The organism is Streptomyces scopuliridis RB72 (genome assembly GCF_000718095.1).
GTDB classification, from domain to species: Bacteria; Actinomycetota; Actinomycetes; order Streptomycetales; family Streptomycetaceae; genus Streptomyces; species Streptomyces scopuliridis.
In genome coordinates this window covers 1-439 of record NZ_JOEI01000087.1, presented here as the reverse complement: position 1 = coordinate 439, position 439 = coordinate 1, and the positions used below count along the sequence as shown (strand labels likewise).

1 protein-coding gene is annotated in these 439 nt (G+C 74.3%); it reads right to left on the bottom strand.

The genetic code is table 11. The features are described 5' to 3' along the window. A partial coding sequence (locus IF11_RS0136085; protein ID WP_244888290.1) for a LacI family DNA-binding transcriptional regulator occupies nt 1-437 on the bottom strand: 437 nt, incomplete at its 3' end. Nucleotides 438-439 lie beyond the last annotated feature (2 nt).

Sequence of the window (439 nt, the reverse complement as noted above, 5' to 3'; positions counted from 1 at the left end):
CCGCTGATCACGGCCGGGATCTCCAGCTGGGCGAGCAGGTCCGGCAGCGGGTCGTCGGCGTGGACGGAGACCAGGAGGACGCCGTCCACGCGGTGGGCCGCCAGGTACTGGGCCAGGCGCTGTCGCTCGCGGTCGCTGCCGGCGAAGATCAGCAGCAACTGCATCTCGGTGTCGGAGAGTTCGGCGCCGACCCCGCGCAGCATGTCGGAGAAGTACGGCTCCGCGAAGAACCGGGTCTCCGGTTCGGGGACGACCAGCGCGATGGCGTCGGTGCGGTTGGCCGCGAGGGCGCGGGCGGCGGTGTTGGGCACGTAGCCGAGTTCGGCGACGGCCGCCTCCACCGCGGCGCGGGTGGCGTCGCTGACCCGGGGCGAGCCGTTGATCACCCGGGAGACGGTGCCCCGCCCGACCCCGGCCCGGGCGGCGACCTCTTCCAGGG